At 44.0% G+C, this 14,454-nt stretch carries 12 protein-coding genes; 1 reads left to right on the forward strand and 11 read right to left on the reverse strand.

The genetic code is table 11. The annotated features are described in order from the left end of the window. Nucleotides 1-53 precede the first annotated feature (53 nt). The 3 genes from Q7657_RS00905 to Q7657_RS00915 form a co-directional block, all read right to left on the reverse strand. The gene (locus Q7657_RS00905) at nucleotides 54-1,586 is read right to left on the reverse strand and encodes a DUF2264 domain-containing protein (protein WP_107166471.1); all 1,533 of its coding nucleotides are present in this window, start codon (nucleotides 1,584-1,586) and stop codon (nucleotides 54-56) included. Between the two features lie 140 nt (nucleotides 1,587-1,726). Further along, nucleotides 1,727-3,358 (reverse strand): sulfatase family protein, encoded by a 1,632-nt coding sequence (locus Q7657_RS00910; protein WP_107166472.1) that lies wholly within the window; start codon nucleotides 3,356-3,358, stop codon nucleotides 1,727-1,729. Between the two features lie 74 nt (nucleotides 3,359-3,432). Then, on the reverse strand, nucleotides 3,433-4,680 hold the full coding sequence (locus Q7657_RS00915) for an anaerobic sulfatase maturase (RefSeq protein WP_107166473.1): 1,248 nt from the start codon (nucleotides 4,678-4,680) through the stop codon (nucleotides 3,433-3,435). A 270-nt stretch (nucleotides 4,681-4,950) separates the two neighbouring features. On the opposite strand from Q7657_RS00915, the gene Q7657_RS00920 reads away from it, so the two are divergent. Then, nucleotides 4,951-5,505: a manganese efflux pump MntP gene (locus Q7657_RS00920; protein WP_107166474.1), complete on the forward strand. Its 555-nt coding sequence runs from the start codon at nucleotides 4,951-4,953 to the stop codon at nucleotides 5,503-5,505. A 41-nt stretch (nucleotides 5,506-5,546) separates the two neighbouring features. Here Q7657_RS00920 and Q7657_RS00925 read toward each other — a convergent pair whose 3' ends face one another. The 8 genes from Q7657_RS00925 to agaW form a co-directional block, all read right to left on the reverse strand. Beyond that, nucleotides 5,547-7,985 carry a polysaccharide lyase 8 family protein gene (locus Q7657_RS00925; protein ID WP_107166475.1) on the reverse strand — a complete coding sequence of 813 codons (2,439 nt, stop codon included), beginning with the start codon at nucleotides 7,983-7,985 and terminating at the stop codon, nucleotides 5,547-5,549. A gap of 283 nt (nucleotides 7,986-8,268) precedes the next feature. Next, the gene (locus Q7657_RS00930; RefSeq protein WP_107166476.1) at nucleotides 8,269-9,324 is read right to left on the reverse strand and encodes a glycoside hydrolase family 88/105 protein; all 1,056 of its coding nucleotides are present in this window, start codon (nucleotides 9,322-9,324) and stop codon (nucleotides 8,269-8,271) included. Nucleotides 9,325-9,332: 8 nt separating this feature from the next. Continuing rightward, nucleotides 9,333-10,091 carry a 2-dehydro-3-deoxy-D-gluconate 5-dehydrogenase KduD gene (gene kduD, locus Q7657_RS00935; protein WP_053986691.1) on the reverse strand — a complete coding sequence of 253 codons (759 nt, stop codon included), beginning with the start codon at nucleotides 10,089-10,091 and terminating at the stop codon, nucleotides 9,333-9,335. Between the two features lie 106 nt (nucleotides 10,092-10,197). Next, a complete protein-coding gene (gene kduI, locus Q7657_RS00940; protein ID WP_107166477.1) occupies nucleotides 10,198-11,028 on the reverse strand; it encodes a 5-dehydro-4-deoxy-D-glucuronate isomerase in 831 nt (276 codons plus the stop codon). Nucleotides 11,029-11,109: 81 nt separating this feature from the next. Then, on the reverse strand, nucleotides 11,110-12,252 hold the full coding sequence (gene nagA / locus Q7657_RS00945; protein WP_498827161.1) for an N-acetylglucosamine-6-phosphate deacetylase: 1,143 nt from the start codon (nucleotides 12,250-12,252) through the stop codon (nucleotides 11,110-11,112). Next, entirely contained in the window at nucleotides 12,252-12,695 is a 444-nt protein-coding gene (gene agaF, locus Q7657_RS00950) for a PTS galactosamine/N-acetylgalactosamine transporter subunit IIA (protein WP_107166479.1), read from the reverse strand. The genes nagA and agaF overlap by 1 nt, the downstream gene beginning before the upstream one ends. Before the next feature lie 80 nt (nucleotides 12,696-12,775). Beyond that, nucleotides 12,776-13,669: a PTS system mannose/fructose/sorbose family transporter subunit IID gene (locus tag Q7657_RS00955; RefSeq protein WP_107166480.1), complete on the reverse strand. Its 894-nt coding sequence runs from the start codon at nucleotides 13,667-13,669 to the stop codon at nucleotides 12,776-12,778. Then, nucleotides 13,659-14,429 (reverse strand): PTS N-acetylgalactosamine transporter subunit IIC, encoded by a 771-nt coding sequence (agaW, locus tag Q7657_RS00960; protein WP_053986694.1) that lies wholly within the window; start codon nucleotides 14,427-14,429, stop codon nucleotides 13,659-13,661. Before agaW ends, Q7657_RS00955 begins: the two co-directional genes overlap by 11 nt. Nucleotides 14,430-14,454 lie beyond the last annotated feature (25 nt).

Consider the following 14,454-nt stretch of genomic DNA (forward strand, 5'->3'; position numbering starts at 1 on the left):
GAAGCAGAGCAACGCTCAACTTCGGTTGTTTTATTTATGCTTTAAAATGCGGTTTAAAAGAAATGTGACATCTTCGAGCTGTAGCTGGTGATCCCTTTGCGCAATAAATTGTTTTTAGGTCGCTCTGCTCGGCCTAATAGCATTTCGAGGGCTTTATTGGCATAAGACTGAAACTCTAACCGACGTGATAGCGGATCTTGCTGCTCGGTATATTCCTGTTTAAACGTAACCACAATTTCTTGAGTTTCAGCAATACCTTTAACATTGGCTTGGATCGCTTCAATATCAAAGTCATAGCTTTGTTGCTCTATCATCAGTGGGCTTTCTTCTGCTTGCCATAGTTGGCAACGGTTACCCATGTATAACGCAATAATTAATCCACGCATCGACCAAAAGCTGCTGGCAGGGCCGCTGTAGTTATCAACTAAACGTCCATCATCATGGAATAAACCTTGAGTCGGTGCGCCATACTGCATCGCACCATTACCGATGAAGTAATTTAGATTTAAACGAAAAGCCCTTTTCGCTTCACCCATCGAAATCGCAGAGCTATGTTGATCAACTGCGGCTAACAAAGGAGCTGCGGCGGCTAAGCGATAACAAGCGCTACGACCAAAGAAAGGCAACCCTTGTGGAGTAAAGAAATAACGATAACCTTCGACAAAATCACTCAGTGATTGATGGATAAATTCAGGGTCGAAGTTAGGGTCAATTTGATCAAGCCAATAGAGCGAGTAGTGAAATCCCCATGCGTTGTAATAATCATAATTGCCTTTCGCCCCATCACGGAACCAACCATCACCGACAAAAAACACTTTAATACGTTGATATTTATCGTGATCAATACAATCTTCACCCGTCAGGGCTTTTAGAACAAATTGCACCGTTAATGGGAATAAGTGCCAGTTATTATCGACTGTTATTAGGCTATTTACTTGCTTAAACCACAGACTTACCTGCTGCTGCTGAGCCTTGCTATAGTGCTGCCACACCCACTCTTTTGACAGCCATAACGCAAGAGCAAGATCGGCAGATTCACACACCCGCTGATCGCAATCATGTAATACCCCCCAATAACCGGGATGGTTAGGATCAGTGCCTGCCAAAAATGCTTGAGAGAGCACTTTAACGACATCAATGCGTTGCCCATCTAGCCCACTCATCTGTGATTCATGGCTAAAATGCAGCCATGCAGCCAATACAGGTAATACTCGGCTTACGCCTTCCACTGCATCGGTTCTGGCGCTTTGCTGGCTTGGTCTACCTGGGTAATAAGCATGGCTATGATCCCAAACGCTATAGTGACAAAACGCTTCCGTCACATACTTGGCTAAGTTATCGCATAACAATTTGAGATCGGTTTGTTGCTGAAATAATGCCTGTAATTGTTGATCATGCTTATCATAAGCAGGCTTTTTCATTTTTAGGCGGATCAAACGCTGCTTAAACAAATGCCAATACATCTTCGCATCAGGATGTTCATAAGGCACTTTCGGACGCTCAGTAGCAACAATGTGTTTAATTCGAGATTCAATATGCTCAGAAGAAGAGGTTGAAGGCTGTTTTTCAGGTGTTTTCGTCGTCATTTGTATTTCCTTCCATGACATATAATCAAAGCGACTTAAAAAATAATAAAGAATAAAAAAGGATGAACCCGTCACTTATAAACGAAACAAAAAGAAAGCCATACACCTTGTCATGACTTTCTTGGTTAGGTTAACTCACATTACTTCTGCGCTAATGCTGGCGCAGGTTTAGCTGATTCAGTTAACACATGGTAGCGATCTTGCCCCCATGCTACTGGTTTTGGCTTGTTTTTGATCCAGTCATAAAATGCATTTTTCATTTCAGCGACTTTCTCTGGGTGTTTGGTCGCTAAATCTTGTGACTCTGACGGATCTAACTTGTCATTGAACAGTTTCACCTTATTTGAGCCATCATCGTAGAAATACAATGCCCAGTCTTGATCACGGATCGCCCATGAGCCTTTTGATAGTTTTTCAAGGTTTGGATTATTCGGGATCGTATCGCTTTCGTATGTGATCCACTTCCAGTAACCGTACCAAAAACCATCATTTTCTTCGCTGTAGTGCTTCGCACCTGGTCCTGCCCAGTAGATATAATCATGCGGTGATTGCTCAGCTTTACCAGCAAGCACAGGCATGATGTCTTGACCATCGACTTTCATCTCTTGCGGGATCGTAATACCCGCAGCTTTTAAAGCGGTAGGCAGAATATCAAGTGCTGAAATTAAGGTATCGCTCTTGCCACCAGCAGGAATATGTTTCGGCCAAGATGCGACGAAAGGAACACGTACCCCACCGTTATACATCTGTCCTTTATAGCCACGATCCATGCCATTCATTGGCATTGGCGATTCATGTACCGCACCGTTATCAGACAAGAAGAAGATCAAGGTATTCTCTAGCTCACCTTTTTGTTTAAGCAGATCCATGATCTGACCTAAACCTTCATCAGCAGCATTGATCGCAGCAAAATATTTATCCGCTTCAACGTTACCAGTATTAAAGCGATCCATGTATTTTGCCGGTGACGCTTGCTCTAGCGGAATGTGCGGCACGCTGTAAGCAAGGTTAATAAAGAACGGCTTATCGCCACTTTGCTCAATGAATTTCAGGGTTTCATTGGTCAGGTTATGGGTTAAATAGCCCGGTGCAGGAATGTTCTTACCATTTTGATAAATTGCCGGGGAATTCCACAGCGCAGCACCCGATGCATAGAAGCTATAGGAATAATCAAAACCACGCTCTTCAGGACCAAAACCTTCACCGACCACCGGAATTTGAATATCGTGATAGTCACGAGTTTGCGCTTCTGCTGCGACTTTATTTTTGCTGGCTATTTTCGCATTGTGCCACTTACCAATGTTGGCTGTGCGATAGCCATTTTCTTGAAATAATGCAGGCAATAATTTGATATCAAGCGGAATGCCCTGCAACGCATCATCATTACTATAAGTACCAAAGCTGGTTGGATAACGACCCGTGAAAATACCCGCACGAGAAGGGCCACACACAGGATGCGCCACAAAAGCATTGGTCATCTTGACCCCGTTTTGCGCCAGCTGTGCCACATTTGGCATGGCTCGTTTAGCCGCATCAATCATCTTATCTAGATCGCCTTGATAACGTGCAGGCACAGGGCGTTTCGCTAATTCCGCTTTATCTAAACTATCTAACGCAAAATCTAACTGACCCGTACCTAAGTCATCCATGATCACTAACAACACGTTTGGTTGCTCGGCAGGTTTAGCGGCAAAGGTGGTAACCGGTGCGACAACACATGCTGTGGCAACTAAACTGGCAACCACTGTCTTCTTCATCGAGGACAGATCCATGATTCACTCCTTGTCTCAATCGTTATTAATATTGGATTAATTGTTTATTTATAAGGTGTTACAAAAACAGGATGTTACGAGAAAGCATGTTGACCACGAGCATGGGCAATCATTGGCAAGGCATCGGCGGCCGTTCCCCCTTGTCGGATTGCTTGGCTCATTAAGTGCATTGCAGGTGCAGTATGACGGAAGATCTTTTGATACGACGGGCACAAGTAATTGTGTTTATGTTTTTGCCCATCTTGCTGAACAATACGGTGTTTCGGGCAGCCGCCATAACATAAGCCATGGACTTCACAGCTTTGGCACTGCTCAGTTAATTTGGCAGACTTTGCTTGTCCAAAACGTTGCTGTTGTTTACTGGTTGCCATTTTCGTTAGTGACAGTTCAGCCACATTGCCTAAGCGGTTAGCCGGATAAACATAGTGATCACAGGAATAAACATCGCCATTAGCTTCAATCACCATCGCCTGACCACAGTTTTTCGACTGCACACAAACCGATGCGGGATAACCTAACCATGTCGCTAATACGCTATCAAACATACGCACATAAACAGTGCCTACGTCTTCTTTAAGCCATTCATCGAAAACCTCTGTCATGAACTGACCATAGCCATGAGAAGGCACAGAGAAGTGAGTTAATGGTGCATCTTTGGCGGTAGCGTAATGATGAGATGAGCCCTGTGCAGAGCCTTCCACTTCAACAATGGGAATAAACTGTAAATGACGAGCACCCAATGATTTTAAAAACTGATACGTCTGTACGCCTTTATCCCAGTTCTGATCATTAATCACCGTGAGGACGTTAAATTCCACTTGATACTCAATCAGGTATTCAATCGCACGTTTCACCCGTTCAAAGGTCGGTTTACCATTGACTGAAATACGGTATTTATCATGAATATCTGGCGTACCATCGATAGATACCCCAATTAAAAACTGGTTGTCGGCAAAAAATTGCGCCCACTGTTTATTGATAGCAACAGCATTGGTTTGAAAACTATTGGTGATGGTTTTGCCGTTGGCATATTGACGCTGGTATTTCACCACATTGCGGTAGAAATCAAGCCCTGCAAGGGTTGGCTCTCCACCTTGCCATGAGAAATCGATCTGATCGCTATCTTGCGAGGCAATATAATCACGAATATAGCGTTTTAGAATAGGTTCAGGCATCACATCAGGTTGTTGAGTTCCTGTGCTTCCACATCCACTCACCTCATCAAGCATCGCTTCTTTTTCAAGATAAAAGCAATATTCACACTTTAAGTTACAGCGATAACTGGTTGGTTTTGCCATCATGTGAAAGCGTGCTGCTGTCATGTTCTTTCCTTTACTTTCTTATCCTTTCATAATTCCGCTATATTACGAAAGAATACGAAAGATAAAGCAGATTAAGATCACAACAACAAAAACAAATGAAAGTTAAATACTGTTTATTTTTCCAATTTGAAAACCAATAGAGAAAACCAAGAGCATATCCGTAATTCCAGTTCTCAACCCCCTATACAAAAATGCAACTTAACTCTGCAACAAAAGCACTCGTACGCAGCGATAGAATCGCATATAAAACCACTTTTTCATTCTACTGTTATGCCCTTCATACTCGCTTTACTGTTCAGCCTTTCTTCTAACCTCGATAACTTTGTTATTGGGTTTTCTTATGGCGTACAAAACAAACGTATTGCCTTAGTACCCAATATTATTATTGCGCTGATCACAGCCATCGTGACTTACCTTTCAATGGTATTGGGGCAATGGTTAACCCATTTGATCTCGCATCAAGAATCATCAGATATTGGTTCGATTGTTTTTATCGGACTTGGGCTCTGGTCTATTGGTAATAGCTTCTCGAACAATAAAAAAACACGCCATGACGACAACAAAGATCTTGGGATCAAAGCGGCAATAGGGTTAGGAATATTACTATCAATCAATAATATTGGTGTGGGGATACTAGGGAGTGTGTCTCGACTTAATATCAACTTAATCACAATACTGACGTTTGTTACCAGTATCTTACTGACTTATCTCGGTAACCATTTAGGTAACAATGTGATCGGCAAATGGCTAGGTAAATATAACGATTTAGTATCTGGACTATTACTGGTGATCTTAGGTTTATTGTCTTTCTTTTATGCCCTCTAACATAAAAAATGGAGCTGGTTTGCCAGCTCCATCCTTCATTGCTATTTCACCGTAAAGGCATAGCTGCGACCTTTTAATCCAGTCACGTCAATGACTAGCGTGCGGCGCTCACCTAGTTGTAAGCGCTGCTCTGGATCTGACTTAATCTTCACTGGCTTTTTAAACTCAAGTTCAAGCAAGGTTTGGGTTTGTAGCGGATCGCTGATCGCAATATGATGCTCGCCATCGTCTTTCTCCACCATTAATGCCATTTTCCCCACAGCGGTGATCTGCGATGTGATCTCAACCGCTTGTGGTTGCCAAACATTGGCGGCAATCACGTTGTCTTCTTTGTTTTTAATGATATGCGCAACGTCATCTTGTCTTAATACCTTGATTGGCTTTTCTTCAACAAACTCAGCGATATCATCAAGATCGCTATCAGGTAGCACAACATAAGCGTAGCTATTTAAGGCTGGAGAATGATCGATAGTTGCCGTTACAAACTCAGCACTAACATCGCCCGTTTTAGTGCCGATCTCGCTCCAATTACCTTGGCGAACATCACGTTTTACTGCCAACTCTGTCGGGGTTAAGAACACATAACCTAATGCACTGTCTTCCACGCTTGGGTTATCAATTAGCAAACTTTTTACTGTTGTATTCTGATCTGCTTGCCAATGAGCGCCATTGACCAATATATCGGTTTGCCCCTGTTCCGAAAGCTTACGATTGGCAACGGTTGTCGTCACATTCGCACCTATGCTCGATTCAATATTAGAACCCAGCATCACCACCATATCTTCAAACATAAACCACGATTTTTTAGCCGTTAAGGTGTCATTCCAGTTAGAGAAATCCATACCAGCACTACCAGCATCGTCTAATGTTACCGAGCCGACCCATTCCATCTGTGATTTACGACCGCCTTTGATTTGGTTACGTTGACCTTCACAGTCACCCATCACCTGATCATCAACCGTAGTGCCAGCTAAACGATAGCTATCAATGGTAGGCCAGTAATTATGGTAATGATCGAGCTGCTGGTTATAGAAATAACCCATGCCGTCACCAGTAAACCAACCTTTGCGGTTTTCGTTATTCATACATTCAAAGTTACCTAAACGACTTGAATGCATTGCAAGGCTAAATGCCCAATCATCGGTACGATAAACCACACGATCCATCGCAGGGAAAGCGAAAAAGCCCAGTTGATTATCTTTTGCAACAATCGTTTCATCTTGGACTAATTGTTGTGCTTTTTGATAGTTACCAACATGGTTAAGTGATTCAAAAAAATCGATATACGTATCTTGGCTGATCTGAGTTTTAATTAACTGTTTAAGCGGTGTGACATACTGTGCTGGCGCACCATCAATATAATGAAGTAGCGATGCTAATACATTATGACCCACACCATGTCCTTGCTCTTGAGGGCGAGAAATAGCACGACCATTAACAAATTCCATCATGGTGCCACGGTAAAGCAATGGGGCATAACTCTTAAAGATTAACGGATAGATCTCTTGTAATTTGGGATCGGTCACTTGCCACGGCGTATTGGCAACCAAGCTCATTTGCGCCCCGAGCCCGCCCAAAAGCACATTGCCGTAAGTACCGTTATAGGCAATATCGTAATGCTGTAAGAAGCTACCATCTTGATAGAAACCATCGCTTTGTTCGACATAGTTCACCACAGGAGAAAGCGCATTGATCGCTGCGGTAATTTCGGTACTGTCGTTCGCTAAAATCCCCCGTAATAACACCACTAGGGTATTGTCGGTACGGTTGCCACCTGTTGATTCACGGTAATGAGGATTACTTGATGTATCAGCCCCAGGTCCAGCACCTAAGTGAGTTGGAAGCGGAGTAAAGTAGCGAGTTGCATCAAGATAAGAGGCAATTAACGCTGGCGGAAGCTGCTCATATAACACCACAAGAATATTATGAATATCTTTTGGCGTCCCTAACTCCCAATGCCACCAGTTACCCCACTCTTTCACACCTACTTTGTAGTAATGCTGATTTAAGAAGGTTAAACCATCAATGATCGCTTCAAGTAACTGCGGATTATGCTGCAGCGCACCATCACGTAATTGATACGCTTTCGCCATAATAAAAAGACGTTGATAGGAAGTACGTAAGTTTGCCCCTAATACTTTTTTACCCGCTTCGGTTTGATCATCAAGTGCTAAATCATTCCACAATGAAACCCGAGCAGCATCAGTATTAATACTATCCCAATGCTTTTGAGCGCCATTATTGGTTGTGATCACCATTTGCTTTAGCTTGTCATCAAAAGCAGCACTCGGTGCGCCTAAAAAACTTTCTGACCACTTTAAACGCAGTTGATGAAAGGCTTCTTGTTCAGATGACGTGTTTTGCAAGGTTGATATTTGATCAGTCGGTTGATGCAATGCCACATCGCTAACCGTTGCCGAAACAACACTTGGGGTAATAGCAAGGGCAATAGAAACAGAGAGTAATGATAACGTTTTCATTGTAGGTCCTTTTGTTTTTATTTTGTTGATAAAAAATAACAAAAGAAAGAAAACGAAACACAACGAAGATCAATATTTTGCTTTTAGCATAAACACAAAAAATCGGTATCGGACAACATATCACAAACGAAAATAGTGACAGCAAATAAACGAAAATCGCTTTATGTTATTCCCGCCTAATTTTATAAAACGCTCTCTTAAAAAACAGAAAAGCCGATGATCATAACAAAAGCGTTATCACCATCGGCTCAATTTACCTAGCCATTAAAACTTATATTTTTTATTAATTCACTAATTCAACAACAGCAGTACCCGCCAATAAAAACGCCCCTGCACCGTAATCGATATTGTGTTCAAACTGTACATCACGAGGGTTAAACGCTGGCAACTGTACCCAACCGATCATGCCGTTGTCATGAATACAGGTTTGTAGCGCAGCCCATGCTTTTTCAACCACAGGGAGATAGGTTTCAGCATCTAATAGACCTTGCTTAATACCCCACGCTAAACCGTAAACAAACAAGGCAGTCGCACTGCTCTCTTTGGCAGGATAGCTTTGTGGATCTAATAAGCTGGTACGCCAAAAACCGTCTGTTTGTTGGTATTTGATCACTTCAGCGGCTAAGTCAGTAAATAACGCTAAGTAACGTTCACGCTCGGCATAATCTTCTGGCATACGTGCCATTAAACGAGGAACAGCAGCTAATACCCAACCAATGCCACGGCTCCAAAAGACTTTTTCACCATTCACTTCACGTAATTCACTGTCTTTACCATCTGGAATATAGCGATAGTCACGATAAAACAGCCCTGTTTCTGGATCTTTTAAGTGCTCAACGGAATCCCAGAAAGCGGTATTCATGTAATCTAAATATTTCGTCTCGCCAGTTACTTGCGAAAGTGCAGCAAAACTTGGTGGTGCCATAAACAGAGAATCACACCACCACCAATCTTTACGTCCTTGCTCTGGCGTGTTCACCATTACATCTAGCGCTTTAATGGTTGGCTCTAATGCTTCTGGTTGATTCACCACAGGGTAAACATCAAGGTAAGCCTGACAGCAAATATGATCATCAGCGAAACGATCATTAGGGCCAGTTCTAAAGCCGGTATGTAAGGTGTAGTTCATCACCCCATCAAGGTATTCCGTGTCATCAGTTGCCAACCATGCCGCTGACACACATGACCAAAACACCCCACGTTCCCAATCCGTATCTTTAATAAAACGGGTTTTACCACTGCGACGTACCACGCTACGAGTTTGGTTTTGTGCTTGGTAGCGGTAAACTCGTTTCATTGCCATCAAAATATCTTGCTTTGATCCTAATGCTGTCATCATGCTTCTCCTTAACGAGCTAACCAGCCACCGTCTACTGCAATGGTGTAACCATTAACGTAATCACTTGCGCTTGATGCTAAGAACACCGCAGGACCTTCAAGATCCGACGGTAAGCCCCAACGACTGGCAGGAATACGCTCTAAAATAGCCGCATTACGTGCTTCATCTGCACGCAGTGCTTCGGTGTTATCGGTCGCCATGTAACCCGGAGCAATTGCATTAACGTTAATGTTGTACTGCGCGAGCTCTGTCGCCAATGCACGAGTTAAACCCATCACCGCTGATTTACTTGCTGTGTATGATGGCACTCGGATCCCGCCTTGGAACGACAACATAGAGGCGATATTGATGATCTTGCCGCCATTACCTTGCTCTACAAAGCGTTTAGCCACAGCTTGCGATAAGAAGAACAATGTCTTTTGGTTTATGTTGATCACATCATCCCAATCATTTTCTGAGAATTTCAGGAGATCTTCACGACGGATAATGCCAGCGTTGTTAATTAAGATATCTACTTTACCCATCACTTCGACTGCTTCTGCCACAATCGCTTCTAGGCGATCTTGCTGCATTAAATTGGCAGTGATGTAGTGAAATTTACGACCTAACGCTTCTACTTGCGCTTGTGTTTCAGGCGCTGCTTGATGACCAATACCCACGATGTCAGCCCCCGCTTTCGCTAAACCTAGCGCCATGCCTTGACCTAAGCCTGTATTACAACCTGTAACGATGGCAACTTTACCTGTTAAATCAAATAGATTATTCATGTTAAATCCTTTTTGAAGATGCAAAGTCCCGACCAAGCCATCGTTATGACTTAGCTATGCTTTGCATCTCGTTTTAATCAGTAATAGAAAGGTGGCGAAAACAGACTTATTTCAAATCAGCCATCGCTACATGGTCCATGTCGTGGAAAGTTTGGTTCTCACCCACCATGCCCCAAATAAAGGTGTAAGCTGCAGTACCCACACCTGAGTGAATAGACCAGCTTGGGCTGATCACCGCTTGTTCATTGCGTACCACAAGGTGGCGTGTTTCTTGTGGCTCGCCCATGTAATGGAACACGATGTTGTCTTGGCTCATATCAAAATACAAATACACTTCCATACGGCGTTCATGGGTATGACAAGGCATAGTATTCCATAGGCTACCCGGCGCTAATTCAGTCATGCCCATTAATAGCTGGCAAGTCGGTAATACAGACGGGTGAAGGTATTTGTAGATAGTGCGAACGTTACAGTTCTCTTGGCTACCGATCTGCTCTGGTGATGCATCTTCACGGGTGATTTTACGGGTTGGGTAGCTGTGATGTGCAGGCGCACAGTTTAGGTAAAAACGCGCTGGTTTATCCGCCATGACACTTTCAAAACGGATATCTTGTGCGCCCATACCGACATAAATCGCTTCACGTGCACCAATTTCAAAGGTTTCACCATCGACAATCACAAGGCCAGCTTCACCAATATTGATCACACCTAGCTCACGACGCTGCAAAAAGAAATCAACCCCGATCTCTTTACCGCCTTCAAAAGCAATCGCACTGTCAGTCGGCACAGCCGCACCCACGATAATGCGATCAATATGGCTGTAAGTTAGATTGATTTGACCTGCTTGGAACATGTTTTCAATTAAAAACTGTTCACGTAAACCTGCGGTATCAAGTTGCTTTGCATGTTGACTATGAATTGGTTGACGAATTTCCATGTATAACCTCGTACATCATGTTATTCACTCACTCGCTTCTTGAGTGATGAGTGACGATAATCTCGTACCTTGAGCGGTGGCTTATTGCCACTGTCCATCAATCAAGGTTGCTTGAATTTGAAATTGTGGATCTAATAGCGCAAAACTGGCGTTGTAACCGGGTTTGATAAAACCTAACTTGTCATCAATCCCTAGATATTTGGCTGGCACTGACGTTGCCATTTGCACTGCTTCCCATTCAGGGACACCCGCCAGCATGATCATGTTGCGAAGCGCTTGATCTAAGCTGCAAGTACTGCCTGCCAGCGAACCATCATCGGTACGTGCTTCACCATTAGTAACGGTGATCATCTGCGCACCAAGTTGGTACTTACCATCACTTAATCCACCAGCACGCATACAGTCGGTGATTAACGCTAGCTGTTGATAACCTTTCATTCGATATGCCAGTTGCATCATTACAGGGTGAACATGAATACCATCAGCGATCAGCTCTGCCAGCATGTCGTGAAACAGCACCGCCCCTGCACAACCCGGCTCACGATGATGTAAACCACTCATGCCGTTAAATAAATGCACGCCACAATCTGCGCCATGTTGATGCGCTGTGGTAACTTGCTCGAAGTTAGCGCTGGTATGGGCAATGGATGTTTTGATCCCTTCGGCAGTTAGCCACTGAATTGCTTCATCTGAGCCCTGATATTCAGGCGCTAGTGCCACACGGATCAGCGAATCACCCGCCACTTCTTTTAATTCAGCTAACGCTGCAATGCTTGGCGCTTGTAAATACTGGGTTGGATGCGAGCCTCGATACGCTTCTGTGAAATATGGCCCTTCGAGAAAACTGCCTAATAACTTGGCGCCCACTTGCTTTGGTTGCTGACAAAACTCACGTACTTGTTGCAGTGCGTTGATGATGTCTTGCCAGGGCGCAGTCACCGTTGTACCAACCCATGCCACCACACCGGTTTTCGGTAAAGCATCAGCAATGGTTTGTAGTGCTTGTGGGGTTGCATCCATCACATCCGCCCCAGCTCGACCGTGAATATGAATATCAATAAAGCCCGGCACTAAGGTTTGCCCTTCAAGCTCTGTTACATCACAATCAAGCGGTTTTGTTTCGGTGATCGCTTCAATTTTCCCATCATTAACAATGACGTACTGGTTGTAAGCAATCCCCGTTGACGTAAAAATTCGTTGTGGATGAAGAGCAAATCGCATCATTACAGTCCATCTTCACATTCAAGTTCAGTAGGCTGCTCCATGATGTTATTCAGCTCACGGCGCATGTCCTTCATGCATGACATACCAATATCCAGTAAGGTATCGACAAGCTCAGTTAACTCAGCATCATCACGCTCAAAAGCAGCATTGGCGATCATCGGTAAGTTCGCGCCACCGATCAGCTCAACATTTGGCGTATCCATCATGATTTCTAATGCACGGTTAGCCGGCGAACCACCAGGAATATCCGTTAAGATCAGCACACCATCACCACTATCCACATCTTGTACCGCTTGGCGTAATGACTGCTCTAATTCTTGTGTCGACATGCCTTCTACAAAATCAATAAACAGCATTTGCTCTTGCTCACCAGCAATGGCGCGCACCGCCGTTTCCATGCCTGAAGCAAAATGAATATGACCCGAAACAACAATACCAATCATGATCCTTTCCTTTGAAAAAGGAGGGGGAGCATTTCCCCCTCAAACGTATTGGTGATGCACTCACCGTTGATGTGGATATGTTACAAAATACCGATTAAGTGACCGATAACACCGGCAGCTAGGGTTGAGAAAATCAGCACTGGCGGTTTAGCCCAGAAACCTGTTCCCTTCACCAGCTTGAGCATAAAGAACACTAACGCCAGTGGTAGCAGGTTTGGCATGATCTTATCGAACAGTGCCGATTGCAGCTCGACCACCTTGCCACCCAGTTCGACCGAGGCGGTGGTCTGTACCTTGATAAAGGTGGCGGAGAGCGCACCAATCACGAAGATACCCATAATATTGGCCGCTTTTGCCAGCTTCTCGGTTGAATCACTCATGTTCACCATTGCAGCAGTACCTGCTTTATAGCCCATGAACATCAAACCGAAGTACACTGCAAAGTGAACAATTTGGTACAAGAAGAAGAACACGAACGGACCTGCAATCGAACCTTCCATTGCAATTGACGCACCTAACGCTAGGGTTAATGGCATCAAAGTCATGTGGTCGATAGCATCACCGATACCACCTGTTGGTCCCATACCAGCGACTTTCATTACGTTCACTGTTGATGGCTTTTCTTTGTTCTCTTCCATCGCAATGGCAGTACCAAGCAAGAAGGTGAACAATTTCGGTGACGCATTGAAAAACTGAAGATGGTTCTTTAATGCCTTTGCCAAGTCCGCTTTATTGTTACCGTGGATTTTCTTTAACGCTGGAATAATCGAGTAAGCAAAGCCACCAGCCTGCATACGTTCGAAGTTAAAGTTACCTTCCATGAATAAGCCGCGGATTGAACATAACCACAGATCTTTTTTAGTGATCACTTTACGTGGTGTGGTGTCTTGGTATGCATCGATATCATCAACCAAATTGACATGTTGTTCCGTGTTTTTATCGCGAAGTGTGCCCGCAGTGATATCAGATGCCATCTTCAAATTCCTCTACTTGGTTGTTTGAGCCACCGTTGTTTGAACCGCTAAAGAAGTAGTAAAGTGCTGCAATGGATGCGCCGATAATTGCGACAGCCATGATTGGTAGTTTTAGGTACGTTGTCATTACGAAGCCAATGAAGAACACACCTGCCACTTCTTTTGACCACATGATTTTAAGTAGCATCGCAAAACCAATCGCAGGAACCATTTTCGCGCCAATACCAAGACCTGTTAGTAACGCTTTTGGTGCATTTTCATCAATCCAGGTTGCGGCATGCTCACCAAAGTAAACGGTGATGAAGGCAACTAAGGCATAGAGCAGCGCACGTAACGAAATGGTGGTGATAAGTAGCTTATCGATACCAGCAGAATCTCCACGCTCTGCATAGCGATCCGCTTTACCCATAGTGAATGATGTCATTGCGAAGAAACCAATCACCAACATCTGCATCAATACCGCAATCGGCATACCGACACCCATTGCCACTTCTGCTGATTGACCTGTCATTACCGCAAAAGCAACTGCTGCAATCGTACCTAGGGTGACATCTGGCGGCTGAGCACCTGCGTTAGGCACGAGACCTAACCATGCTAATTCCAGTGTTGCACCAGCGATCAAACCAATTTGCATGTCGCCCATAATGAAGCCAACAACTGGCCCTGTGATCAGCGGACGGTGAATGTTTAATGCGACATCGTATTTATCGATACCACAGAAAAATGCCCATACCGCTACTAACGTAGCTTCTAAAAACATGATTCTTTCCTTAATTACACGTTTG

It is taken from the genome of Candidatus Photobacterium acropomis, from assembly GCF_030685555.1.
In the GTDB taxonomy this organism is placed as follows: domain Bacteria; phylum Pseudomonadota; class Gammaproteobacteria; order Enterobacterales; family Vibrionaceae; genus Photobacterium; species Photobacterium lucens.